Consider the following 22,898-nt stretch of genomic DNA (forward strand, 5'->3'; position numbering starts at 1 on the left):
CCCCATCGTGTTGCTGAACCTGTTACAACGGTCGCAGCGCAGGCTCCTTCTGGACCGCGCCCAGCAATCGGTCGAGCGCCATCTCCACGTCTTCCTTCCAAGAGAGCGTGGTCCGCAACTCCAGCCTCAGCCGCGGATGGACGGGATGGGGACGCACCGTCTTGAAGCCCACCGCCAGCAAGTGATCCGCCGGGAGCACGCAGGCCGGTTCCTTCCACCGGGCGTCACCGAACGCCTCGATCGCTTTGAAGCCCCGGCGCAGCAGATCCTTGGCCACCGTCTGGACCATCACGCGGCCAAGTCCCTGCCCCTGGTACCCCGGCATGATGAACGCGGTCATCAACTGCACCCCGTCCGGCGACACGGGACTCGTGGGAAAGGCCGTCGAGCGGGGGACGTAGGCGGGAGGCGCGTAGAGGACGAAGCCCACGGGGACGTCGTCCACGTAGACGACCCGGCCGCATGACCCCCAGTCCAGCAGGACGGCCGAGATCCAGGACTCCTTCTCCAGGGCGGACGTGCCCGCCTTTACCGCGGCCGCACCGCGGACGGGGTCCAGCTCCCAGAAGACACACGAGCTACAGCGCTTGGGAAGGTCCTGAAGGTTGTCCAGCGTGAGCGGTACGAGCCGGCGCCCCATGAAGGCTGTTCCTCGCTTCCTTCGCCCGCAGCGTCGCGGGCGGCTGTCAGAGCGCTCCGTTCCCTGAGCAGACTGCCGACGAAGCCGCCGACCGCGCCTAGCCCCAGTCCGGCACTCACCAGTCCGGTCCGGCTCATCGTTCGCATGGCCCCCGCCTCCCGCTCCGAGGTACTGCCAGGTGGATGCGCCAAAGCCTCATCGCATCGTATCCACGATGCGATTCCATCGATACCGCCTGAAAGCAAAGAGCGAGCCGTGTTCCGTTACACACCGGACACGGCTCGCTCACAGGGGTCCCACGGCCGACACGGCCCGGCGGGACCGTGGCTCAGTCGTCTGTTTCCTCGGTGTCGCCCTCGACGAGGCCCTTCTGCAGGACCGGGCCCTCGCCGGGAGCGAGCGAGCCGAGGATGCGCTCGAGGTCCTCCATGGACGCGAACTCGACGGTGATCTTGCCCTTCTTCTGCCCCAGGTCGACCTTCACCCGTGTCTCGAAGCGGTCCGAGAGCCGGGTCGCGAGGTCGGTCAGCGCCGGGGAGACCCGACCGCCGGCACGCGGCCCCTTGGCACGCTGAGCCGTCTGCGGACGCGAGCCCATGAGGGTCACGATCTCCTCGACAGCCCGCACCGAGAGTCCCTCGGCCACGATGCGGTGAGCCAGCCGGTCCTGCTCCTCCGAGTCGTCGACGGAGAGCAGCGCCCGGGCGTGACCGGCGGAGAGCACTCCCGCCGCGACCCGGCGCTGGACCGCCGGCGAGAGCTTCAGCAGCCGCAGTGTGTTGGAGACCTGCGGGCGGGATCGACCGATGCGGTCCGCCAGCTGGTCGTGCGTGCAGTTGAAGTCCCTCAGCAACTGGTCGTAGGCGGCTGCCTCTTCCAGCGGGTTCAGCTGGGCCCGGTGGAGGTTCTCCAGGAGGGCGTCCAGGAGCAGCTTCTCGTCGTCCGTGGCCCGCACGATCGCAGGGATCGCCTCCAGGCCGGCCTCACGGCAGGCCCGCCAACGCCGCTCACCCATGATGAGCTCGTAGCGCGAGGGACCGGTCTGGCGCACGACGACCGGCTGGAGAAGGCCGACCTCCTTGATGGAGGTGATGAGCTCGTGCAGCGCGTCCTCGTCGAAGACCTCACGCGGCTGGCGCGGGTTCGGCGTGATGTGGTCCAGGGGGATCTCGGCGAAGAACGCCCCGATGGGCGGCGCGGGCATCTCCAAGCCGCCGTTCGCCGACAGCTCCTCAGTTTCACGTGAAACAGGCGGCAGCGTGGCCACCTTCGCCGCGGCCACCCCGCGGTCCGTCGTCAGGACCGGGACGGCTGCGGGGGACGTGGATCCCCCGCCTCCCAACGCGGCCTGCGCCGGCATCTTCTCCGTCGGGGCAGCGGGGATCAGTGCGCCAAGACCTCGGCCTAGTCCCCTCCGTCGCTCACTCACTGGATCCCCTCCACCATGTTCCGGTTGTTCTGGGCGCCAATATGGGCGCGCGTCGCGTCATAGCTGACGTCGACACCCTTCAGCGCGAGTTCTCGTGCTGCCTCAAGGTAGGAGAGGGCACCGCTCGATCCTGGATCGTAGGTCAGCACCGTCTGTCCGTAGCTCGGTGCCTCGGAGATGCGGACCGAGCGTGGAATGCTCGTCCGCAGCACCTCGTTACCGAAGTGGGTGCGCACCTCGTCGGCGACCTGCGACGCGAGGCGCGTCCGGCCGTCGTACATGGTGAGCAGGATGGTCGACACATGCAGAGCGGGGTTGAGGTGCCCCCGCACCAGGTCGACGTTGCGCAACAACTGCCCCAGTCCCTCCAGCGCGTAGTACTCGCACTGGATCGGGATGAGGACCTCGGCGCCGGCCACCATCGCGTTGACCGTCAGCAGGCCGAGCGAGGGCGGGCAGTCGATGAGGATGTAGTCCAGCGGCTGTTCGTATGCCTGGATCGCTCGCAGTAGGCGGCTCTCACGTGCCACCAGGGACACCAACTCGATCTCCGCACCGGCGAGATCGATCGTGGCGGGAGCACAGAAGAGTCCCTCTACATCGGGGACCGGCTGAACCACTTCGGCGAGGGGCCGACTCTCGATCAACACGTCGTAGATGGACGGAACCTCGGCGTGGTGGTCGATCCCCAGGGCGGTGGACGCGTTGCCCTGTGGGTCCAGGTCGACCACGAGGACACGGCTGCCGTGCAGGGCCAGGGAGGCGGCAAGGTTGACGGTCGTCGTCGTCTTGCCTACCCCGCCCTTCTGGTTCGCGACCACGATCACACGGGTCTGCTCAGGGCGTGGCAGGCCCTCGCCGGCGCGGCCCAGAGCCTCTACCGCAAGTTGGGCAGCACGACCGATCGGAGTGTCGTCCATGGGGGGCGGTGTTTCACGTGAAACATCCTCCCCGAACGACTCGGTACGGGGACCGGGGACCGGATCGGTCATCGGTCCCGCGATGTTGGCGTCGGACCGCACGGATTCACTCTCCTCGACTTCAGGCTCGCAGTGAGCAGAGCCTCCCATGTCTTCGGGGTCGTGAACCAGTGAGGCCTGTTGTTCTGTGGAGAAATCCACCTCTGTGGACAACTTCGACCCCTCATCGAGTGAACCGAGAGGCTTGCGGTCGCGGGGTTCGGCCGCGGCGCGGCCGCGGCTGATGATGCCGTGGAGCAGAGAGCGACGTTTCACGTGAAACACGATGCCCGGCGGTCAGGTTGGCGTCTGCGCGACACCCCGGTATGCGTACGTTTGGCTTCCTATGTGGACTGAGGTGACTGCCGAGCCGATCCCGACGGTGACCGAGTGCCTTACGTCACCATATAAATGGCCGAATTGAGAGCTCTAGTGGACCGCGAAACGCAGACCAGGACGCGTCACATTTTCACTTCAGCCATCCCACAATTCACTGGACTCTCAACATCACCGAGCCTCTGATTTGCGGGCAAGTAAGGCAAGCGGCTCGCCGGAACAGCCCAAGGCACCCCTCGCTCAAAACTGACATCGAGCACCCGGACCCCCTCGCCGACCTGCATGAAAACGCTTGATCCCTTCGCCTCGGCGCGGCAATGCGTGGCTGCCACGTGGTGCGGAAGTCGCAGGCGCGGTTGTCGCCGCTTTCTCCGCAGCCCTTTTGGGCGCCTCCCCGGCTTTCGGTGACGCCGGGGAGAACGTGACCTCCTCGTACGGCTTCACCCGGACCGACGGCGTGAAGATCACCTGGGTGTCCGCCTGGAGCTACCAGAGCTCGGGCAACAAGACCGTCTCCGTCAAGGACGGCTCCAGCGACAGCCACTCCGTGTACACCCTGTACGACCGGAAGAACTCCACGGACCTCCGGCTGGACAACGACCGTGGCTCCGGCACCACCATCACGAGCGGCTCGTCCGCCAGCAACTACGTCGTCAAGGTGACGGCCTGCATCGACGTCCAAGCCGCTCCGGACCAGTGCGGTCCGGACGACCGTCCGGGCGACGGCCGCTGATATCTCGTGCCGCGGGGGGTGTCTCCCCCGCGGCACGCTGCCGTAGCCGCAGCACGTTGCCGTACCCGCGTCACCAGCCGAAGCCAGAACACTGAGGGCCCCCGTGAGCACAGTCACGACCGAGTCCATCGGCGGCAACGCCTCGGACACTTCCATCGAGCCCACAGCGGCGGAAGCCCATGGGCACGTTTCATCGCACTGTTTCTTGCCGCTCTGGTCATCGCGCTCGGTCTCAGCGCCGTGGCGGGTGTGCATGGCGCGTATCAGGGCAAAGAACGTCACCGCGAGGCCCGTACCCCCGTACCCCCGTGCCGCAGGAGCAGGAGCAGGAGCAGGGGCAGGGGCAGGGGCAGGGGCAGAAGCAGGAGAACGCGACGCGGTGGCTCGTCGGCTCGGATTCCCTGCAGGGCGAACGGCGCTTCAGCGTCGTCTATATATCTCCGCACTCCGGAATCGCGCCGCTGCCCCCGGGCGTGCGGCACTGGCCGGAGCCCGGAGAGGCGGTGCCGTCTCCCGCCCTCCTGAAGGCGGGCGCGGGCGAACACATCGAGCGCCGCTACGGCAAGCCGGCGGGAACCATCGGCCAGGACGGTCCGGAGGATCCCGGCGAGTGGCTCGCCTATGTGCGTCCCGCTGCCGAGCTGAGCTCGCGGCAGCCGACCGAGATCGTCACCGGTTTCGGCCCGTCAGCAGGCTCGACAGCCCAGGGACTTGAGCCCGGATCAGGGCGAGCCGACGACAGGCCGGAGTGGATGTTCCTGGCCGCCGTCACAGGCCTGCTTCTTCTGCCCGGTTTCGCTCTGCTGATCGCGGCGATGTGTCTCGGGTCGCCCACGCGACAGGGCGGCACCCCGGCATGGCGGCCCGCCCTCCTGGGCACTGCCGCCGCTGCCCTGCCCGTCGCCGCCGCTCTGCTGTGGGACGTCCGCGTGCCCCACACCGACTATCTGCTCTCCTCCACGGACCTGCGGACCTACGGTTGGCTGCTCGCTCTGGGACCGGTGGCCGGTGCTGTCACCGGTAGACGTCGTCCCGAACGGCGCGGTGACCACCGATCAGATGGCTTCCTTCCTTCGCCGGGTCCCGGAATCCGGAGCCGTGCTCCTGACGCCTCCGTCCGACGACCCTGAAGGCCCGCTCTCCCTCCAGGGCGACTGCCCCGCCCTGGAGAGCCTGCACCTGCCGTGTCAGGCCGAACCCGTCCGCCTCGACGCGCTGCCCTCGGACGCACACCTCCAGGAGCTGATCAAGTGGCACCTGGGGAGCAGCCCCTTCGTGGAGGTTCCCGGATCGGCACCGGCGACCTCGCGAAGCAGGCGGCTGAGGACACCACAAGCACCCTGGCCCTAGTGCACCCGGGCGGTCAGAACCTGGACGTGCCCGGCCTCAAGGCCGTCGGCTACCAGGTCTTTCCCCGAGGCGCAGGGGTGAAGGCGCTCGGCGAGGACAACATCACGGCTGACATCCCCAACCGCGACCAGGGCCGCTGGATCGTGCTCCTCGGGATCGCGGGGATCGGCGTGGTGGCCGTGGCCGCGGGGTGCGCCGCCACGGCCACGTTCCTGCGCCGGGACCGGGCGCTCGCCGCACGGTCGACGAGGGCCGACCGCGGCCGGGTCGTACGGAGCACGGCGCTGTGGTCCGTGCTGGTCCCCCTGGCCTCCGCCGGACTCGTCGGCCCCCTCGTAGCCGCCTGGCTCACCGCGCCGGTCAGCAACGGAGGACCGACGTACGTCACCACCGGACTGCTGATCACCTGTGGCGCTGTCGTCGTGGTCGTGGCTCTGCTCGCATGGCCGTACTCCGTGCTGATCGCCACGCGTCGCCCGCACGCATGGGCCCTGACGGCGGAAGACCGGACCGCCGCGAAGTGACGCGGCCGGCTCCCCGGCATGCCCCTGCTCGAACTCTCCGTCGTCCCGGACCCTACGGGCAGAACGGCCAGGTCAGCGGCGCCGTCGGACCCGTCCGGTCCTGGCGGCCTTGGCCCGCTTGGCCGCGAAGCGCACACCGCCCGGGCTCTCGCCGACCTCGACCCGTACGACCGTGGAAAGCGGGTCGACCACGCCCTCGCCGACATGCAGGATCGAGGTGCTCACGGCGCCGAGCTTGCTCAGTGCCGTGGCGGCGCTCTTCAGCTCCTCCTCGGCGGCGTCGCCCTTGAGGGCGAGCATCTCGCCGTAGGGGCGCAGCAGCGGGACGCCCCAGGCGGCCAGGCGGTCCAGAGGCGCGACGGCACGGGCGGTCACCACATGGACCGGCTGGAGCGTGCCCATGACCTCCTCGGCGCGGCCCCGCACGACCGTCACATGGTCCAGGCCGAGGAGCTCGACGACCTCGGTGAGGAAGTTGGTGCGGCGCAGGAGCGGCTCCAGCAGGGTGATCTTCAGGTCCTCCCGTACGAGCGCCAGGGGAATGCCGGGCAGACCGGCGCCCGAGCCGACGTCGCACACGGTCACGCCCTCGGGCACGACCTCGGAGAGCACCGCGCAGTTCAGGATGTGCCTCTCCCACAGGCGGGGCACCTCGCGTGGGCCGATGAGCCCGCGCTGCACGCCTGCCTCGGCCAGGAGCTCGGCGTACCGGACCGCATCGCCGAAGCGATCGCCGAATACCTCACGTGCCACTTCGGGCGCGGGGGGGAGCTCCGCTGCCTCCGTCACGGGGACCGTCCTTCCGTACCGCATCAGCGCTCGACGCGCCGACCACCAGAACTACCAGGCTGACAAAGACCGGCCCCGTCTGCGCAACAGACGGGGCCGGGGATACGCACGTACCGAATCAGTTGGGCAGCACGACGACGAAGCGCTGCGGCTCCTCGCCCTCGGACTCACTGCGCAGGCCGGCGGCCTTGACCGCGTCGTGGACGACCTTGCGCTCGAAGGGCGTCATCGGCCTCATCTTCACCGGCTCACCGCTGTTCTTCGCGTCGGCGGCGGCCTTTGCGCCCAGCTCGGAGAGCTCGGTGCGCTTCTTGGCGCGATAGCCGGCGACGTCCAGCATCAGACGGCTGCGGTCGCCGGTCTCCCGGTGCACGGCCAGGCGCGTGAGTTCCTGCAGCGCCTCCAGCACCTCGCCGTCCCGGCCGACCAGCTTCTGCAGGTCACGGGTGCCCGAGTCGCTGATGATCGACACGGCGGCGCGGTCGGCCTCGACGTCCATGTCGATGTCGCCGTCGAGATCGGCGATGTCCAGCAGACCCTCGAGGTAGTCCGCCGCGATCTCGCCCTCCTGCTCCAGGCGGGTCAGGGTGTCTGCACCCTCGTCGGCAGCGGAGGTGGTGCCTTCCGTCACGGGATGGGCTCCTTCTTACTTCTTGGACGGGGACTTGGGGCGCTGCGGGCCGCCCTTGCGCTGCCCGGACTGGGCCTTGCTGCGGCCTGCGGCCCCGGGCTTGGCAGCGCCCTGCTGGGCGGCGCCGGTGGCACCGGAGGGCTTGGCGTCCTCCGGCTCGTCGGACTTGGTCAGCGAGGTGGTCTCGCCGGCCGCCTTGGGGGCCGTGGAATGGCGCTGGGACTTCGACTGCCGCTTGGGCTGCTGACGCTTGGCGGCGGCCGCGCTCGTCGGCGTGCCGTCCTCCGCCTGGGTGGCGGCCTGGGCCTCGCTCTTGATCACGGTGCCGTCGGTCTGGGCGGCGAAGCCCACCTTGGTCAGACCGGTGATGAACTTGCGCTCGGCGTCGTTACGGTCACGGCCCTTGGCCACGATGGCCTTGATGATGGCCTTCTCGCTGCGGCGACGCGTCTTGCCGGCGTGCGTGACGTGCTTGTACAGGCGCTCCAGGTAGGCGGCCTGGGCCTTGGAACCCGGGGTCGGGTTGTTGCGGATGACGTACATCTGCTGGCCCATGGTCCACATGTTGGTGGTGAGCCAGTAGACGAGGACACCTACGGGGAAGTTGATGCCGAAGACGGCGAACATGACGGGGAAGACGTACATCAGCATCTTCTGCTGCTGCATGAACGGCGTCTTCACCGTGGTGTCGACGTTCTTCGTCATCAGCTGGCGCTGCGTGAAGAACTGCGAGGCCGACATCAGGACGATCATGATCGCGGTGACCACACGGACGTCCATCAGCGAGGCGCCGAGGGCCTCCACCTTCGCGGAGCCGTCGGTGAACTTCGCGGCCAGCGGAGCGCCGAAGATGTGGGCCTTGCGCGCGCTCTCGAGCAGTTGCTCGTTGATGACGCCGATCTTGTCGCCCGTCGCGATGCCGTTGAGCACGTGGTAGAGGGCGAAGAAGAACGGGGACTGCGCCAGGATGGGAAGGCACGAGGAGAGCGGGTTGGTGCCCGTCTCCTTGTACAGCTTCATCATCTCTTCGGACTGGCGCGCTTTGTCGTTCTTGTAGCGTTCCTGGATCTTCTTCATCTCGGGCTGCAGCGTCTGCATGGCCCGGGTCGACTTGATCTGCTTCACGAAGAGCGGGATCAGGCAGATGCGGATCAGGATCACCAGGGACACGATCGACAGGCCCCAGGCCCAGCCGGTGTCAGGGCCGAAGATGGCCCCGTACACCGAGTGGAACTGGACGATGACCCAGGAGACAGGTGTCGTGATGAAGCTGAAGAGGCTGGCAATCGTGTCCACTAATCATGCTCCTTGGGCATGGGACGGTGTCTCTGCGGCCGGGCTCGAAGGAGGATTCGCTCCGGTGGCCGTTTCGGCGGCGGAGGTCCCGCCCCTGCGTGCACGCCAGGCGTCACGCAACATTTCGTGCCACCGCGGGCGCTTACGCGGCGGGACATGATCCACTCCGCCCAGCGACCACGGGTTGCACCGCAGGATGCGCCAGGCGGTGAGTGCCGTTCCCTTGATGGCACCGTGCCGGTCGATGGCCGTGTAGCCGTAGTGGGAGCACGACGGGTAGTACTTGCACACCGGCCCGAGCAGTGGACTGATCGTCCACTGGTAGAGCTTGATCAGAGCCAGTAGCGGGTACTTCATCGCGCGCCCCCTCCCAGTAGCCGTTGTAGGGCGGCATCCAGGTCTTGGGCCAGCTGTGCGTGGTCGGCGTCGCCCGCCCCGGGCAGCGCCCGTACGACTACCAGGCTACCGGGGGGGAAGAGGGTGACTCGGTCGCGCATCAGGTGACGCAGTCTGCGCTTCACCTTGTTGCGTACGACCGCGCCTCCCACGGCCTTGCTCACGACGAAACCCGCACGCGTCGGGGGAGCGCTCTCCCCAGGCGCGTGCGGGTCTGTGGCACCGCTTCGGAAATGGACGACGAGAATCGGGCGTCCGGCCCGACGGCCCCGTCGTACTGCGGTCGCGAAGTCTTCGCGCCGCCTCAGCCGATGCTCGGTAGGCAGCACGACGTCATGACCTGATCAGGATCAGGCGGACAGGCTCGCGCGACCCTTGCCACGGCGGTTCGCGAGAATCGCGCGACCGGCACGGGTACGCATCCGCAGGCGGAAGCCGTGGGTCTTGGCGCGACGACGGTTGTTCGGCTGGAAGGTGCGCTTGCTCACTCGGGGGCTCCAGAAATCAATCGGTGGTGGCGGGGTGCCGTCCTGGCTGTCACCGTGCGCCCACGAGGTAGCTCGCGGTCAACGCCCGAGTGCACCGCTTCCCGATCACCTGACGCGATCTGTGCCCATCGGAGGCAGGCGGCAGCAGCCATCGACAACTCGACCTGGTTACGGTACGCGCGGCTACGCCATCCGGTCAAACCGGCGGTCACGGGGAGACACTGTCCACAGGCTGGGGACAACAACTTGAACCGCAGCCGCCGCCCTGACTACCTTGGCTGAACTCCGATTCGTTCCTTTGTCCCTGCCCCCACCCGATCTGAATCCCGACCGTCCCGCAACCACACGTTCGTGGGACCCACGAGAGAGCGTGCCCTGTGGCTGACGTGCCTGCCGATCTTGCCGCAGTGTGGCCACGAGTACTGGAACAGCTCCTCGGTGAGGGCCGGGGCCAGGGTGTCGAGGTGAAGGACGAGCGCTGGATCCGGCGCTGCCAGCCGCTCGCGCTGGTCGCCGACACCGCCCTGCTCGCCGTACCGAACGAATTCGCGAAGGGCGTCCTCGAAGGCCGCCTCGCGCCGATCGTCAGCGAGACGCTGAGCCGCGAGTGCGGGCGACCGATCCGCATCGCGATCACCGTCGACGACTCCGTCGGCGAGCCCCCGACCCCGTCGGCGCCCCCCGTACAGCAGCAGTCGCGCTACGAGGAGCCCGAGCTCCCGGACGGCCGGTACGACACCACATACGACAAGCCGTACGAGAGTCAGTACGAGGGCTACGGCCGGCACCGCGCCGACCAGTTGCCCCCGACGCCCGGCGACCAGCTCCCCGGCTCGCGCCCGGACCAACTGCCCACCGCGCGGCCGGCGTACCCGTCGGAGTACCAGCGCCCCGAGCCCGGCGGCTGGCCGCGGCCCCAGCAGGACGAGTACGGCTGGCAGCAGCAGCGGCTCGGTTTCCCGGAGCGCGACCCGTACGCGTCGCCTTCGTCGCAGGACTCGTACGGGCCCAACTCCCAGGGCCCGTACGGCTCCCCGTCGCAGGACTCCTACGGCCCTCCGTCGCAGGACTACCGTCCCCAGTCGATGGAGCGGCCGCCCTACGATCCGTCGCCGTACGAGCAGAAGCGCGCGGAGTACGAGGCGTCGCGCTCCGACTACGACCAGCGCGACGGGGGCCGGCGTGACCTGTCCGATCCGTCGGCCGGTCCCGGGCATCCGCACCGCGGCGGCCCGGGCGGTCCCGGACCGTCGGGCGGGCAGTCCTCGCCGAAGGCCGGCCCCGGTGAGCCGACCGCGCGGCTGAACCCGAAGTACCTCTTCGACACGTTCGTCATCGGCGCGTCCAACCGGTTCGCGCACGCGGCCGCCGTCGCCGTCGCCGAGGCGCCCGCGAAGGCCTACAACCCGCTGTTCATCTACGGGGAGTCGGGCCTCGGCAAGACGCACCTGCTGCACGCCATCGGGCACTACGCGCGCAGCCTCTACCCCGGCACGCGTGTGCGGTACGTGAGCTCCGAGGAGTTCACCAACGAGTTCATCAACTCCATCCGCGACGGCAAGGGCGACAGCTTCCGCAAGCGGTACCGCGAGATGGACATCCTGCTCGTCGACGACATCCAGTTCCTCGCGGACAAGGAGTCGACGCAGGAGGAGTTCTTCCACACCTTCAACACGCTCCACAACGCCAACAAGCAGATCGTGCTGTCCAGCGACCGGCCGCCGAAGCAGTTGGTCACGCTGGAGGACCGGCTGCGGAACCGTTTCGAGTGGGGGCTGATCACCGACGTCCAGCCGCCCGAGCTGGAGACGCGGATCGCGATCCTCCGCAAGAAGGCGGTGCAGGAGCAGCTCAACGCCCCGCCGGAGGTGCTGGAGTTCATCGCCTCGCGGATCTCGCGCAACATCCGTGAGCTGGAGGGCGCGCTGATCCGGGTGACGGCGTTCGCGTCGCTCAACCGGCAGCCGGTGGACCTGGGCCTGACGGAGATCGTCCTGAAGGACCTGATCCCCGGCGGCGACGACTCCACGCCGGAGATCACGTCGACGGCCATCATGAGCGCGACGGCCGACTACTTCGGCCTCACGATCGAGGACCTGTGCGGCAGCTCGCGCGGCCGCCAGCTCGTCACGGCCCGGCAGATCGCCATGTACCTGTGCCGCGAGCTGACGGACCTGTCGCTGCCGAAGATCGGCGCGCTGTTCGGCGGCCGCGACCACACGACGGTCATGCACGCGGACCGCAAGATCCGCAATCTGATGGCCGAGCGGCGCTCCATCTACAACCAGGTGACCGAGCTGACCAACCGCATCAAGAACGGCTGACGGCACCACCGGAGAACGCGTCGCAACGCGTCGAGAACACGTCACAAGAGCGCGTCGCGGACGTCGCTGAGGGCGCCCCTGGAGGACATCCGGGGGCGCCTTTTCGTCGTTCCGGGGCCGGGCACGGGTTCTGCGGCTGCCTTGGAGGGGGTCTGCGGGCGCCGGCGGCGGCCGGCGGCGGTCGTCCGCTGCTCACCCGGTGTTCGATTACCGGCCGGGTTACGGCCACTCTCCACAGATTCGGTGACTTTTTCCCGTCCACACCCTGGGGACCGGGAAGTTGTCCAGACTGTGTCCACAGGCGTCCCCGGGGAGAGATCATCAGACCAGGTCAACAGGCTGTGGATTAGTGGACAAACGATATCCACAGGCTGTGGACAAAAAAATGATCCACAGCCTGTGCACGAAGTTGTCCACCGGCAACCCACAGGCTGGGGCCGGTTGTCCCCAGCGATCTCCGGCTTCTCCACACGTCTGTCCACTGTTCGGCAACCCGACGCGCCTCCTCACCGGGTCGAGTGAAAGGCGTCACACGAAGTTGCCGGGTTGGCCTGTGGGAAAGACGGGTAAAGCTGGGGACGAATCTGGGGACAAGTCGGCCCTCCCTGTGCATGGAGTGTGCAGAACTTTCTGTTCTCCACAGAAGGCCCCGGTTTTCCACCGCCTCCACCCACAGGGTCAGTGGATAAAATATCGCCTCTGAGCTGCGAAAACGGGGTTATCCACGGTTTCCACAGGCCCTACTACTACTAACAACTAGAGAGAGCTGAGAATCCGTTTCGAAGCGGGTCCTGTGCACAACTCGCTCCTCGGTGCCCGGCTGCCCCTCGTCACGACTTGACCCCGAGGGGCACCGACTGTCAGTGCGGTGCGTCAGACTGGTCCCCGTTGGTCGGTCCTTCCCCTCAGCGGAACCGACCACACCGAGACAGACGACGAAGGCCAGGCAGGGCGAGAAGCGCCGGCAACAGCAGGAGGCGGCAAGAGTGAAGATCCGGGTGGAACGCGACGTACTCGCGGAAGCCGTGGCCTGGGCGGCACGCAGCCTCCCGGCCCGTCCGCCGGCGCCGGTCCTCGCCGGCCTGCTGCTGAAGGCCGAGGGCGGCCAGCTGAGCCTGTCCAGCTTCGACTACGAGGTCTCCGCGCGGGTCTCCGTGGAGGCCGAGATCGAGGAGGAGGGCACGGTCCTCGTCTCCGGCCGCCTGCTCGCCGACATCTGCCGCGCCCTGCCCAACCGCCCGGTGGAGATCTCCACGGACGGTGTGCGGGCCACGGTGGTCTGCGGCTCCTCGCGCTTCACCCTCCACACACTGCCTGTGGAGGAGTACCCCTCCCTGCCGCAGATGCCGAACGCGACGGGCACGGTCCCCGGCGAGGTCTTCGCCTCCGCCGCCGCCCAGGTCGCCATCGCCGCCGGGCGCGACGACACGCTGCCCGTGCTCACCGGTGTGCGCATCGAGATCGAGGGCGACACGGTCACGCTGGCCTCCACCGACCGCTACCGCTTCGCGGTCCGCGAGTTCCTGTGGAAGCCGGAGAACCCGGAGGCCTCCGCGGTCGCCCTGGTGCCCGCCAAGACGCTCCTGGACACCGCCAAGGCCCTCACGAGCGGCGACAGCGTCATCCTGGCGCTGTCCGGCGGCTCGGGCTCCGGAGAGGGCCTGATCGGCTTCGAGGGCGCGGGCCGGCGTACGACCACCCGCCTTCTGGAGGGCGACCTCCCGAAGTACCGCACGCTGTTCCCGACCGAGTTCAACTCCGTCGCCGTGATCGAGACCGCCCCCTTCGTGGAGGCCGTCAAGCGTGTGGCCCTGGTCGCCGAGCGCAACACCCCGGTGCGGCTGAGCTTCGAGCAGGGCGTGCTCATCCTGGAGGCCGGCTCCAGTGACGACGCACAGGCTGTGGAGCGGGTCGACGCCCAGCTCGACGGCGACGACATCTCGATCGCCTTCAACCCGACCTTCCTGCTGGACGGCCTGAGCGCCATCGACTCCCCGGTCGCCCAGCTGTCCTTCACGACGTCCACGAAGCCCGCGCTGCTCAGCGGCAAGCCGGCGCTGGACGCGGAGGCGGACGAGGCCTACAAGTACCTGATCATGCCGGTGCGCCTCAGCGGCTGACCTGCCGCCCGAGCTGTCTGCCGAGTTGCCTGAAGTCGTCCACAGGCCGTGGAGAGAGTCCGCCCGGCCTGTGGACCCTGTGGACGAAGCCGCAGGTGAACGCGTGGATGGGCCGTACGTTTGAGCGCCTGGGCCCACAGGTGTGCGTGACGGTCCGGGTCTAGGCTCGGACATGGGTACGAAGGTGCCCCACACGCCACACAGCGACCTAAGGAACAACTGATGGAGCTCGGTCTCGTCGGCCTCGGCAAGATGGGCGGCAACATGCGCGAGCGGATCCGCCGCGCCGGCCACACCGTCGTCGGATACGACCGCAACCCGGACCTCGCCGACGTCCACAGCCTCGAAGAGCTTGTGGGCAAGCTCCAGAGCCCGCGCGTGGTCTGGGTGATGGTCCCGGCCGGCGCCGCCACGCAGTCGACCGTCGACGAACTCGCCGAACTGCTGGAGCCGGGCGACGTCGTCGTGGACGGCGGCAACTCCCGCTGGACGGACGACGAGAAGCACGCCGAGGAGCTGGCCGCCAAGGGCATCGGCTTCGTCGACTGCGGCGTCTCCGGAGGCGTCTGGGGCCTGCAGAACGGCTACGCGTTGATGTACGGCGGCGACGCGGAGAACGTCGCCAAGGTGCGGCCGGTCTTCGACGCGCTCAAGCCCGAGGGCGACTTCGGCGCGGTGCACGCCGGCAGGGTCGGCGCCGGGCACTTCGCGAAGATGGTCCACAACGGTATCGAGTACGCCATGATGCAGGCCTACGCCGAGGGCTGGGAGCTCCTGGAGAAGGTCGACTCCGTCACGGACGTGCGCGAGGTCTTCCGCTCCTGGCAGGAGGGCACGGTCATCCGTTCCTGGCTGCTCGACCTGGCCGTCAACGCGCTGGACGAGGACGAGCACCTCGACAAGCTGCGCGGCTTCGCACAGGACTCCGGCGAGGGCCGCTGGACGGTGGAGGCGGCGATCGACAACGCCGTGCCGCTGCCCGCGATCACGGCCTCGCTGTTCGCGCGGTTCGCCTCCCGGCAGGACGACTCGCCGCAGATGAAGATGATCGCGGCGCTGCGCAACCAGTTCGGCGGCCACGCGGTCGAGACGAAGTAGTCCACAGGGTCGCCCCGCGATCCACAACCCTGGGGGAGGTCGGCGAACGACCATGCACGTCACGCATCTGTCGCTGGCCGACTTCCGCTCGTACGTCCGGGTCGAGGTTCCGCTCGACCCGGGCGTCACCGCCTTCGTGGGCCCCAACGGGCAGGGCAAGACGAACCTCGTGGAGGCCGTCGGCTACCTCGCGACCCTCGGCAGCCACCGGGTCGCCTCGGACGCCCCCCTGGTCCGCATGGGCGCCGACCGCGCGATCATCCGGGCGCAGGTCAGACAGGGCGAGCGGCAGCAACTGCTCGAACTGGAGCTGAACCCCGGCCGCGCCAACCGCGCCCGCATCAACAGGTCCTCGCAGGTCAGACCCCGTGACGTGCTGGGCATCGTACGGACCGTGCTGTTCGCGCCCGAGGATCTCGCGCTGATCAAGGGCGACCCCGGTGAGCGGCGCCGCTTCCTGGACGAGCTGATCACCGCGCGCTCCCCGCGCATGGCGGGCGTGCGCTCCGACTACGAGCGGGTGCTGAAGCAGCGCAACACGCTCCTGAAGACGGCCGCGCTCGCGCGCCGGCACGGCGGCCGCTCCATGGACCTCTCGACGCTCGACGTGTGGGACCAGCACCTCGCGCGCGTGGGTGCCGAGCTGCTCGCCCAGCGGCTCGACCTGGTGGCCGCGATCCAGCCGCTGGCCGACAAGGCGTACGAGCAACTGGCCCCGGCCGGGGGTCCGGTCGCCCTGGAGTACAAGCCGTCCGCGCCGGGCGAGGCACACACGCGTGAGGACCTCTACGGGCAGCTGATGGCCGCGCTCGCGGACGTCCGCAAGCAGGAGATCGAGCGGGGCGTCACCCTCGTAGGGCCTCATCGGGACGATGTGATTTTCAAACTCGGCTCGTTGCCCGCCAAGGGGTACGCCTCCCACGGCGAGTCCTGGTCCTACGCGCTCGCCCTGCGGCTGGCCTCCTACGACCTGCTGCGCGCCGAGGGCAACGAGCCGGTGCTGGTCCTGGACGACGTCTTCGCCGAACTGGACGCGCGGCGGCGGGAGCGGCTGGCCGAGCTGGTCGCGCCCGGCGAGCAGGTGCTGGTCACGGCCGCCGTCGACGACGACGTACCGCAGGTGCTCGCCGGGACGCGGTACGTCGTGGCCGAGGGGACGGTGGAGCGGGCATGACCGCCGACGAGTCCGTCCCGAAGGTTCCTCACAAGGCGCCCGAGCTGTCCGGCGTCGACCTCGCGCGCGTGGCGCTCAAGGCGGCGCGGGAGCAGGCACGCGCGCGTGGGGACGCGGCGCAGCAGAAGAAGCAGGCGCGGCGCGGGGGCGGCCTGCGCTCCGGCGCGCGCGCGGACGGCCGCGACCCGATGGCGCTGGGCGCCGCGATCAACCGGCTGCTCACCGAGCGCGGCTGGGAGGCCCCGGCCGCGGTGGGCGGTGTGATGGGCCGGTGGCCGCAGATGGTCGGCGAGGACCTGGCCAAGCACTGCGTGCCGGAGCGGTACGACGAGGACGAGCGGGTGCTGGTCGTGCAGTGCGACTCCACGGCTTGGGCGACCCAGTTGCGTCATCTCACGCCCACCCTGGTGGCCCGGCTCAACGAGGACCTGGGGCACGGCACCGTGCGGATGATCAAGGTGCTCAACCCCGGCGGCCCGCCCCGCCGCTACGGCCCCCTCAGAGCCCCTGGGAGCACCGGTCCCGGCGACACCTACGGGTGACGTGTGTCACGTGCGCGAAGGCCGGGACGGTCCTGTGGCGACCGCCCGGCCTTCGTCGTGTCCGCCCGCCTACGGGTGCGTATGGCGTGGTGACTCCCAAGTAGCCAAGGGTTGACACCCGGAAGCGCTGAGTGCCTCCGTGAGCCTCTTGGAGCCCCCTTCCGCATATCGGGACCCGGAAGAGACCGGTTGAGGGCGGCACATGCGGACTCAGGTACCGGCAAACCCCCATCACTGTCAGTGCTACCGGTAGACTGGAAGCTAATCCCGCCCCGAACGTGGGGACCGCCCGGGAAAAGCTGAGCAACGCTGATCAAGGCTTACCAACGCAACATGCCGCAGCCGCTCCGGCAACCCGCCGACGAGCCTGGCTAGTGCTGTGCCAGAAAGGGCGCTTCGTGGCCGATTCCGGCAACCCCAACGAGAACATCCCGTCCACCGACGCCGGCGCGAGCAGCGCGGCGAGCATCTCGAGCCACGAGGTGACCGCTTCGTACGACGCCAGCGCCATCACCGTCCTCGAGGGTCTGGACGCGGTCCGCAAGCGACCCGGTATGTACATCGGCTCGACCGGTGAGCGCGGTCTGCACCACCTGGTGTACGAGGTCGTCGACAACTCGGTCGACGAGGCGCTGGCCGGCCACGCGGACACCATCGACGTGACGATCCTGGCCGACGGCGGTGTGCGCGTCATCGACAACGGCCGCGGTATCCCGGTCGGCATCGTCGCCTCCGAGGGCAAGCCGGCCCTTGAGGTCGTGCTCACGGTGCTGCACGCGGGCGGCAAGTTCGGCGGCGGCGGCTACGCGGTCTCCGGTGGTCTGCACGGCGTCGGCGTCTCGGTCGTGAACGCCCTGTCGGGCAAGGTCGCCGTCGAGGTGAAGACGGACGGCCACCGCTGGACGCAGGACTACAAGATGGGCGTGCCCACGGCGCCGCTCGTCAAGCACGAGGCCACGGACGAGACGGGCACCTCGGTCACCTTCTGGGCCGACGCCGACATCTTCGAGACCACCGAGTACTCCTTCGAGACGCTCTCGCGGCGCTTCCAGGAGATGGCGTTCCTCAACAAGGGTTTGACGATCAAACTCACTGACGAGCGCGAGTCGGCGAAGGCCACGGCCGGGGCGGACGAGGCGGGTGCGGACGAGAAGAACGAGGTCAAGACCGTCACGTACCACTACGAGGGCGGCATCGTCGACTTCGTGAAGTACCTCAACTCCCGCAAGGGAGAAGCGGTGCACCCCACGGTCATCGACCTGGAGGCGGAGGACAAGGACAAGAGCCTGTCCCTCGAGGTCGCCATGCAGTGGAACAGCGGTTACAGCGAGGGTGTGTACTCCTTCGCCAACATCATCCACACGCATGAGGGCGGTACGCACGAAGAGGGCTTCCGCGCGGCGCTGACGAACCTGGTCAACAAGTACGCGCGCGACAAGAAGCTGCTGCGCGAGAAGGACGACAACCTCACGGGTGACGACATCCGCGAGGGTCTGACGGCGATCATCTCGGTCAAGCTCAGCGAGCCGCAGTTCGAGGGCCAGACGAAGACCAAGCTGGGCAACACGGAGGCGAAGACCTTCGTCCAGAAGGCCGTCTACGAGCACCTGAACGACTGGCTGGACCGCAACCCGGTCGAGGCGGCGGACATCGTCCGCAAGAGCATCCAGGCGGCCACCGCGCGCGTGGCGGCCCGCAAGGCCCGCGACCTGACCCGGCGCAAGGGTCTGCTGGAGTCGGCGTCGCTGCCGGGCAAGCTCTCCGACTGCCAGTCGAACGACCCCGTCAAGTGCGAGATCTTCATCGTCGAGGGCGACTCCGCCGGCGGCTCGGCCAAGTCCGGCCGCAACCCGCAGTACCAGGCGATCCTTCCGATCCGCGGCAAGATCCTCAACGTGGAGAAGTCGAGGATCGACAAGATCCTGCAGAACCAGGAGATCCAGGCGCTGATCTCCGCCTTCGGCACCGGTGTGCACGAGGACTTCGACATCTCCAAGCTCCGCTATCACAAGATCATCCTGATGGCGGACGCCGACGTCGACGGCCAGCACATCAACACCCTGCTGCTGACCTTCCTGTTCCGCTTCATGCGGCCACTGGTCGAGGCCGGGCACGTGTTCCTGTCCCGCCCGCCGCTCTACAAGATCAAGTGGGGCCGTGAGGACATCGAGTACGCGTACTCCGACCGTGAGCGCGACGCCCTGATCGAGATGGGCCGCCAGCGCGGCAAGCGCATCCGCGAGGACTCGATCCAGCGCTTCAAGGGTCTCGGCGAGATGAACGCCGAGGAGCTGCGCATCACGACCATGGACCAGGAGCACCGCGTCCTCGGCCAGGTCACGCTCGACGACGCCGCGCAGGCCGACGACCTGTTCTCGGTCCTCATGGGCGAGGACGTCGAGGCGCGCCGCGCCTTCATCCAGCGCAACGCCAAGGACGTCCGCTTCCTCGACATCTGAGTCGGTCTCAGCTGACCGCACCAGGAAGGATTCCCACCAGCTATGACCGACGAGAACACTCCCGTCACCCCTGAAGAGGGCGGCGACATCGTGATGCGCATCGAGCCCGTCGGGCTCGAGACGGAGATGCAGCGCTCGTACCTCGACTACGCGATGTCCGTCATCGTGTCCCGCGCCCTCCCGGACGTCCGGGACGGCCTCAAGCCCGTCCACCGCCGCGTCCTGTACGCCATGTACGACGGCGGCTACCGGCCCGAGAAGGGCTTCTACAAGTGCGCCCGCGTCGTCGGCGACGTCATGGGCAACTACCACCCGCACGGCGACTCCTCGATCTACGACGCGCTGGTCCGCCTCGCGCAGCACTGGTCGATGCGGATGCCGCTGGTGGACTCCAACGGCAACTTCGGCTCTCCCGGCAACGACCCGGCGGCCGCCATGCGGTACACCGAGTGCAAGATGATGCCGCTGTCGATGGAGATGGTCCGCGACATCGACGAGGAGACCGTCGACTTCACGGACAACTACGACGGCCGCTCCCAGGAGCCGACCGTCCTGCCGGCCCGTTTTCCGAACCTGCTGATCAACGGCTCGGCCGGCATCGCGGTCGGCATGGCGACGAACATCCCCTCGCACAACCTGCGCGAGGTCGCGTCCGGCGCCCAGTGGTACCTGGAGAACCCGGAGGCCTCGCACGAGGAGCTGCTCGACGCCCTCATCGAGCGCATCAAGGGCCCCGACTTCCCGACCGGCGCGCTCGTGGTGGGCCGCAAGGGCATCGAAGAGGCGTACCGCACGGGCCGTGGCTCGATCACCATGCGGGCGGTCGTCGCGGTCGAGGAGATCCAGAACCGCCAGTGCCTGGTGGTCACGGAGCTGCCCTACCAGGTCAACCCCGACAACCTCGCGCAGAAGATCGCCGACCTGGTGAAGGACGGCAAGGTCGGCGGCATCGCGGACGTCCGTGACGAGACGTCGTCGCGCACCGGCCAGCGCCTGGTCATCGTCCTGAAGCGGGACGCGGTCGCCAAGGTCGTCCTGAACAACCTGTACAAGCACACGGACCTGCAGTCGAACTTCGGCGCCAACATGCTGGCGTTGGTCGACGGCGTCCCGCGCACGCTGTCCCTCGACGCGTTCATCCGTCACTGGGTGACGCACCAGATCGAGGTCATCGTCCGCCGTACGAAGTTCCGGCTGCGCAAGGCGGAGGAGCGGGCGCACATCCTGCGCGGCCTCCTGAAGGCCCTGGACGCCATCGACGAGGTCATCGCGCTGATCCGGCGCAGCGACACCGTGGAGATCGCGCGCGGGGGCCTGATGAGCCTCCTGGAGATCGACGAGATCCAGGCCAACGCCATCCTCGAGATGCAGTTGCGCCGGCTCGCCGCCCTGGAGCGCCAGAAGATCATCCAGGAGCACGACGAACTCCAGGCGAAGATCACCGAGTACAACGCGATCCTCGCGTCCCCGGTCCGCCAGCGCGGCATCGTGAGCGAGGAACTGGCCGCGATCGTCGAGAAGTACGGCGACGACCGCAAGACGATGCTGGTGCCCTACGACGGTGACATGTCCATCGAGGACCTGATCGCCGAAGAGGACATCGTCGTCACCATCTCGCGCGGCGGCTACGTCAAGCGCACGAAGACGGACGACTACCGCTCCCAGAAGCGGGGCGGCAAGGGCGTGCGCGGCGCGAAGCTGAAGGAGGACGACATCGTCGACCACTTCTTCGTCTCCACCACGCACCACTGGCTGCTGTTCTTCACCAACAAGGGCCGCGTCTACCGCGCGAAGGCCTACGAGCTGCCCGACGCCGGTCGTGACGCGCGTGGACAGCACGTCGCGAACCTGCTGGCCTTCCAGCCGGACGAGTCGATCGCCGAGATCCTCGCGATCCGCGACTACGAGGCGGCGCCGTACCTGGTCCTGGCCACCAAGGGCGGCTTGGTCAAGAAGACGCCGCTGAAGGATTACGATTCACCGCGTTCCGGCGGCGTCATCGCGATCAATCTCCGTGAAACAGAGGACGGTTCCGACGACGAACTGATCGGAGCCGAACTCGTCTCGGCGGACGACGATCTGCTTCTGATCAGCAAGAAGGCCCAGTCGATCAGGTTCACCGCCACGGACGAAACGCTGCGGCCCATGGGCCGTGCCACCTCGGGCGTCAAGGGCATGAGCTTCCGTGAGACGGACCAGCTGCTCTCGATGAATGTTGTTCGACCCGGTACGTTCGTGTTCACTGCCACAGACGGCGGGTACGCGAAGCGGACCGCCGTCGACGAGTACCGCGTCCAGGGTCGCGGTGGCCTCGGTATCAAGGCCGCCAAGATCGTCGAGGACCGCGGTTCGCTTGTCGGCGCGCTGGTGGTCGAGGAGACCGACGAGATCCTCGCCATCACGCTGTCGGGCGGTGTGATTCGTACGCGAGTCAACGAGATCAGGGAAACCGGCCGTGACACCATGGGCGTCCAACTGATCAACCTGGGCAAGCGCGATGCCGTCGTCGGCATCGCACGTAACGCCGAGGCGGGGCGCGAGGCGGAAGAGGTCGACGGCGAGGACGCCGTGGACGAGACCGCCGAGGGCGCCGCGACCACCGGCACGGACGAGGGTGAGTCGCCCTCCTCCGAGTAGCACGAGGAGAGAGTCATCGTGAGCGGAGCCACGGGCGCCGGTACGTCTGCCGGTACGGAAAAGAACGGCGGCGGCCGTGGCTCCGCCGCTCCGGCGGGGGACGCGCGTACGACCGACGCGCGCGGCGCCGGGGGCGGTGACGGGCGTCCGGCGGACACCCACACGACCCAGCTGAAGGCCATCAAGGCGCCCGTGGCGGACCCGCCGTCGCCATCAGCTTCGCCTTCGTCCTCGCCCGAGACGCAAGGACCGAAGGGATCCCAGGGGGGAACCGTGACGGACACCCGAGGCGCGCAGGCCAAGCAGCCTGCCGAAGGCTCGCCGCTGCCCGGGGAACGGCAGCCGCAGCAGCCCGCCGGTCCCTACCACCCGCCGCAGGCCTACCCGCCGCAGGCACCTGCGGCGCCGGCCGCCGCCTCTGCATCCGCATCTGCTGGAGCCGATGCCGTACGGCGTCCGCGGACCGGCGCCCGCACCACGCCCCGCGTGCGCAAGGCGCGGCTGCGCGTGGCGAAGGCCGACCCGTGGTCGGTGATGAAGGTCAGCTTCCTGCTCTCCATCGCGCTGGGCATCTGCACGATCGTCGCGGCCGCCGTGCTGTGGATGGTCATGGACGCGATGGGCGTGTTCTCGACGGTCGGCGGCACGATCTCGGAGGCGACCGGCTCGAACGAGTCGAACGGCTTCGACCTCCAGGCGTTCCTGTCGCTCCCCCACGTCCTGATGTTCACGTCGATCATCGCGGTCATCGACGTCGTCCTCGCGACGGCCCTCGCGACGCTCGGCGCGTTCATCTACAACCTCTCCGCCGGCTTCGTCGGCGGCGTCGAGCTGACGCTCGCCGAAGACGAGTGACCTTTGTCGTCGTAGCGGCTTCAAACCTCCCCTGAGGGCACCGCGACTATCGATTTTGGGACTGCCCACGTCGTGCGCTAATCTTCAGGAGTCAGCGCGCGGGACACACTCCCGTAAA

General features: G+C 68.4%; 20 protein-coding genes. 11 read left to right on the forward strand and 9 right to left on the reverse strand.

Going from position 1 to position 22,898, the window contains the following annotated elements:
- Positions 1–22: 22 nt before the first annotated feature.
- The 3 genes from OG352_RS21755 to OG352_RS21765 all read right to left on the reverse strand — a co-directional run bounded on the left by OG352_RS21755 (position 23) and on the right by OG352_RS21765 (position 3,139).
- Positions 23–640, reverse strand: a complete 618-nt coding sequence (locus OG352_RS21755) for a GNAT family N-acetyltransferase (protein ID WP_329219068.1) — start codon at positions 638–640, stop codon at positions 23–25.
- A 328-nt stretch (positions 641–968) separates the two neighbouring features.
- Entirely contained in the window at positions 969–2,069 is a 1,101-nt protein-coding gene (locus tag OG352_RS21760; protein ID WP_329219070.1) for a ParB/RepB/Spo0J family partition protein, read from the reverse strand.
- The gene (locus OG352_RS21765) at positions 2,066–3,139 is read right to left on the reverse strand and encodes an AAA family ATPase (RefSeq protein WP_329223913.1); all 1,074 of its coding nucleotides are present in this window, start codon (positions 3,137–3,139) and stop codon (positions 2,066–2,068) included. The genes OG352_RS21760 and OG352_RS21765 overlap by 4 nt, the downstream gene beginning before the upstream one ends.
- A gap of 646 nt (positions 3,140–3,785) precedes the next feature.
- Here OG352_RS21765 and OG352_RS21770 point away from each other — a divergent pair.
- The 3 genes from OG352_RS21770 (at position 3,786) to OG352_RS21780 (ending at position 5,971) form a co-directional block, all read left to right on the forward strand.
- Positions 3,786–4,097, forward strand: a complete 312-nt coding sequence (locus OG352_RS21770) for a hypothetical protein (protein ID WP_329219072.1) — start codon at positions 3,786–3,788, stop codon at positions 4,095–4,097.
- 308 nt (positions 4,098–4,405) lie between these two features.
- Positions 4,406–5,227: a hypothetical protein gene (locus OG352_RS21775; RefSeq protein WP_329219073.1), complete on the forward strand. Its 822-nt coding sequence runs from the start codon at positions 4,406–4,408 to the stop codon at positions 5,225–5,227.
- A 120-nt stretch (positions 5,228–5,347) separates the two neighbouring features.
- Complete coding sequence (locus OG352_RS21780; protein ID WP_329219075.1) at positions 5,348–5,971, forward strand: hypothetical protein; 624 nt, start codon at positions 5,348–5,350, stop codon at positions 5,969–5,971.
- A 72-nt stretch (positions 5,972–6,043) separates the two neighbouring features.
- Here OG352_RS21780 and rsmG read toward each other — a convergent pair whose 3' ends face one another.
- The 6 genes from rsmG to rpmH all read right to left on the reverse strand — a co-directional run bounded on the left by rsmG (position 6,044) and on the right by rpmH (position 9,571).
- A complete protein-coding gene (rsmG, locus tag OG352_RS21785; RefSeq protein WP_329219077.1) occupies positions 6,044–6,760 on the reverse strand; it encodes a 16S rRNA (guanine(527)-N(7))-methyltransferase RsmG in 717 nt (238 codons plus the stop codon).
- A gap of 118 nt (positions 6,761–6,878) precedes the next feature.
- Positions 6,879–7,391: a Jag family protein gene (locus tag OG352_RS21790; protein WP_329219079.1), complete on the reverse strand. Its 513-nt coding sequence runs from the start codon at positions 7,389–7,391 to the stop codon at positions 6,879–6,881.
- A 15-nt stretch (positions 7,392–7,406) separates the two neighbouring features.
- Complete coding sequence (gene yidC / locus OG352_RS21795; RefSeq protein ID WP_329219080.1) at positions 7,407–8,687, reverse strand: membrane protein insertase YidC; 1,281 nt, start codon at positions 8,685–8,687, stop codon at positions 7,407–7,409.
- A 3-nt stretch (positions 8,688–8,690) separates the two neighbouring features.
- On the reverse strand, positions 8,691–9,044 hold the full coding sequence (yidD, locus tag OG352_RS21800; protein WP_329219081.1) for a membrane protein insertion efficiency factor YidD: 354 nt from the start codon (positions 9,042–9,044) through the stop codon (positions 8,691–8,693).
- The gene (gene rnpA / locus OG352_RS21805) at positions 9,041–9,412 is read right to left on the reverse strand and encodes a ribonuclease P protein component (RefSeq protein ID WP_329219082.1); all 372 of its coding nucleotides are present in this window, start codon (positions 9,410–9,412) and stop codon (positions 9,041–9,043) included. Before rnpA ends, yidD begins: the two co-directional genes overlap by 4 nt.
- Before the next feature lie 21 nt (positions 9,413–9,433).
- Positions 9,434–9,571: a 50S ribosomal protein L34 gene (gene rpmH / locus OG352_RS21810; RefSeq protein ID WP_006381191.1), complete on the reverse strand. Its 138-nt coding sequence runs from the start codon at positions 9,569–9,571 to the stop codon at positions 9,434–9,436.
- A 377-nt stretch (positions 9,572–9,948) separates the two neighbouring features.
- On the opposite strand from rpmH, the gene dnaA reads away from it, so the two are divergent.
- The 8 genes from dnaA to OG352_RS21850 all read left to right on the forward strand — a co-directional run bounded on the left by dnaA (position 9,949) and on the right by OG352_RS21850 (position 22,780).
- A complete protein-coding gene (gene dnaA, locus OG352_RS21815) occupies positions 9,949–11,895 on the forward strand; it encodes a chromosomal replication initiator protein DnaA (RefSeq protein WP_329219084.1) in 1,947 nt (648 codons plus the stop codon).
- A 986-nt stretch (positions 11,896–12,881) separates the two neighbouring features.
- Complete coding sequence (gene dnaN / locus OG352_RS21820) at positions 12,882–14,015, forward strand: DNA polymerase III subunit beta (RefSeq protein ID WP_329219086.1); 1,134 nt, start codon at positions 12,882–12,884, stop codon at positions 14,013–14,015.
- Positions 14,016–14,237: 222 nt separating this feature from the next.
- Entirely contained in the window at positions 14,238–15,113 is an 876-nt protein-coding gene (gene gnd / locus OG352_RS21825) for a phosphogluconate dehydrogenase (NAD(+)-dependent, decarboxylating) (RefSeq protein ID WP_329219087.1), read from the forward strand.
- 52 nt (positions 15,114–15,165) lie between these two features.
- Positions 15,166–16,287, forward strand: a complete 1,122-nt coding sequence (recF, locus tag OG352_RS21830; protein WP_329219088.1) for a DNA replication/repair protein RecF — start codon at positions 15,166–15,168, stop codon at positions 16,285–16,287.
- Positions 16,284–16,829, forward strand: coding sequence for a DUF721 domain-containing protein (locus OG352_RS21835; RefSeq protein ID WP_329219089.1), 546 nt, complete (start codon positions 16,284–16,286; stop codon positions 16,827–16,829). Before recF ends, OG352_RS21835 begins: the two co-directional genes overlap by 4 nt.
- Before the next feature lie 374 nt (positions 16,830–17,203).
- On the forward strand, positions 17,204–19,288 hold the full coding sequence (gene gyrB, locus OG352_RS21840) for a DNA topoisomerase (ATP-hydrolyzing) subunit B (RefSeq protein WP_329219090.1): 2,085 nt from the start codon (positions 17,204–17,206) through the stop codon (positions 19,286–19,288).
- A gap of 42 nt (positions 19,289–19,330) precedes the next feature.
- The gene (gene gyrA, locus OG352_RS21845; protein ID WP_329219091.1) at positions 19,331–21,925 is read left to right on the forward strand and encodes a DNA gyrase subunit A; all 2,595 of its coding nucleotides are present in this window, start codon (positions 19,331–19,333) and stop codon (positions 21,923–21,925) included.
- Positions 21,926–21,943: 18 nt separating this feature from the next.
- Complete coding sequence (locus OG352_RS21850) at positions 21,944–22,780, forward strand: DUF3566 domain-containing protein (protein WP_329219092.1); 837 nt, start codon at positions 21,944–21,946, stop codon at positions 22,778–22,780.
- Positions 22,781–22,898 lie beyond the last annotated feature (118 nt).

It is taken from the genome of Streptomyces sp. NBC_01485 (assembly GCF_036227125.1).
In the GTDB taxonomy this organism is placed as follows: domain Bacteria; phylum Actinomycetota; class Actinomycetes; order Streptomycetales; family Streptomycetaceae; genus Streptomyces.